Genomic DNA, 2,871 nt, shown 5'->3' with positions numbered 1-2,871 from the left:
GGAAGTGCTGTTGGGGCTGGAACTGGAGCTGAAGCAACAGGACCTGCTTTACCAGCAGGAAGTATAAAAATTCCTTTATCAGCATATCTAAACGAAAATATAAACGACGGATTCGTTTTTCATATGCGAAGTCTAGTAAATGATATGTCTAATGCCGGATCTACTTTGAATGGCTATAGTATAGTTAGATGGATAGACGGTAGGGATTATCTAGTTCCTAACGCTGGAGTAAATACATTTACCTTTCAAGACGGCTGGTTTAAAAGTAATGACGGCAAGCTAGCTATTGGTCAAGATAATGCTAAAGACTTGGTATTAACAAGTAGTGCTAATTCGGCAAATCATACTGGAGATGTGGCCAAAATAGTAAACCCTTCAAGCGATCTTAGCGTATTTGGCGGAGATAATGGAAGCAAGATTACTTCAGATGGTGTTAATATAGATACTAAAATTTATAGCAGCGTAAAGGGCGACGAGATCAATATAACTTCTGACGTAACAGGTACCGGTACTTATGAAATAGATCCGTTTACTCATGAATACATAGGCGGTCAATCTTATATAAGCACCGGTTCAAGTTCGGACAACTTAAATATAGCTCCTGGTGTCACTTTAACTAATACCATAATAAATATGGGCGCTGGAAGTGAAATCGTAAATTTAAAAGGAACTGCTGCAGATAAGATTAATTTTAAAGGATCTATCTTAATGACCGGTGCCGATAATGATGTAATAAATATTGAAAACGCTTCGTTTGATGTAACCGATGAGAGAGTTAGTGTGATAGACGGTGGAAGCGGCAATGACATTATAAACGTAAATTCTGGAGCCGAGCTAAAAAAAGGTACCATAATTAGAAGCGGAAGCGGCAATGACACTGTAAACGTAAATTCTGGAGCTAACATTCACGGTGCCCGATCTGAATGGGCTACTATACATATGGGTAAGTCTGCTAGTCCTTTAGATAAAGGAGAACAAGGTAATACTTCTGAGCTAAACGTGAAAAACGGAGCATTTATGTCTAATGCTAAAATAGAAGTGGTAGCCAAAGAAAATACGATAAATTTTGAAAAAGGAGCTACTACTACGGGCGTTGAAATCGTAGCGGAAGATGCTGGTACAAAAAGTACGATCAATATTAAGACCGATCTAAAAAAATCACTGGAAGGTAGGAGATCTAGTATTAGCACTGGAGCTGGAGATGACATCGTAAATGTGAGCGATAAAGCTGAGCTAACCAGTGTCAAAATGAAATTAGGAGAAGGCCTAAATAAAGTAACTATAAACGATGCTACTATGGATAGCGGTAGTATAGTAAACGGCAATGGCGGCAATGAAATAACATTAACTAATAATGCAGTATTTAAAGAATCTTACATAGACACTGGAGATGGTAAAGATATCATAAATATAAACAGCGGTTCAAAAGTTGAGGGACTAGGTTCTAGTATAAGTACTAATGCCGGTGAAGACGAAATAAATATAAATAACTCTACAGTAGAGGGTGAAGATGAATATAATACCATAGGAATAGATACTGGTGACGATACTGATATGATAACTATCAAAGACTCTAATATAAAATATACCGATATTAATACCGGAAACGGCGGTGATATCGTTCAAGTATTTGATGGATCGTCTTTAAATTCTGTAAAAATGGAAACCGGAGAAGGCAATGATATAGTTACGTTTGAACATCATAGTGCAGATTATGCTTCGGATCCGACTCAGCCTTATTCAAAACCTATTGCGACTAAAACCGAGATAAATACGGGCAACGGCCGAGATACTGTACTACTAAGCGGTCTAGGCAATAGCGGTAACTATGCAAATAGAGTATCAGATTTTGACGATGTAAAGATAAATATGGGTGACGGTGACCATAAGCATGTGCAGATACACAAAGCTAAAGTCGAAAAGACTACGATAACTACCGGTAGCAAAGACGATTTGGTGCAAATACAAAGTGACTCTTTAATGGAAGGCGAAAATAGCATAAATACCGGTGCGGGCGAAGACGACGTAGAAATTAGGGATTCTAAACTTAATGGTACAGCTACCGAAAAAACAGCTATAAATACCGGTGCCGACAAAGATCACGTGGTGATTAACAATTCTACTTTAACGCATGCGGTAGTTGATACGGATAAAGGCGACGATGATGTTGATATCGAAGAAGGAACAATATTTAACTATAACACTATAAATACTTCAGAAGGCAACGATACTATAACTATTAACCGCAACCCTGACGATGCTCGCACAACCTTTCAAAGTTCTGCTTTAAATACCGGTGATGGCAACGATACGGTAGAAGTTACAAATACTACGTTCTTAAAACTTGCCGATGGTAACCTATCTGCTATAGATACTGGTAATGGCAACGATACAATCACTATAAATAATGGCACTATATTCCAAGACTTCTCTTATATAGCTGCTGGAAACGGTGTAGATACTATAACTCTAGAAAGCGGAGCCAAATTTAATCAAGCTAATGTGTATGCAGATGCTGGTGACGATATAATAAATGTTAATGGAGCAGAATTTAAAGGCGAAAATGCAGGTAATCATAATGCCGGCATACACGGCGGAGCAGGAAATGATACAATTTTCGTCAACTCTGGAAAATTTGATAATGCTAAAGTAGAGGGTGATGCTGGTAATGATACAATCCATATCAAAGCTGGAGCTAGATTTGAAAATTCTTCTATATATGGTGATAGCATAGATGGTTTAACGACTGGTAACGATACTATCATAGTTGAAAAAGGCGCAACACTAATTAATACGACTATCGACGGCGGAGCTGGATTTGATACATTAAAAGTAGCTGACAATAGTATAGACTTTAGTCATGTTAAAAAT

The 2,871-nt window shown here is 37.8% G+C and carries 1 protein-coding gene; it reads left to right on the top strand.

Annotation, left to right across the window (positions count from 1 at the left end):
* Positions 1-2,871, top strand: a 2,871-nt coding sequence (locus tag CVS97_RS09205; RefSeq protein ID WP_159071357.1) for a beta strand repeat-containing protein, incomplete at both ends; no start/stop codon positions are given.

Origin of the sequence: Campylobacter concisus, from assembly GCF_003049735.1 — a bacterium.
GTDB classification, from domain to species: domain Bacteria; phylum Campylobacterota; class Campylobacteria; order Campylobacterales; family Campylobacteraceae; genus Campylobacter_A; species Campylobacter_A concisus_AN.
This window is presented reverse-complemented; position numbering and strand designations above follow the sequence as displayed.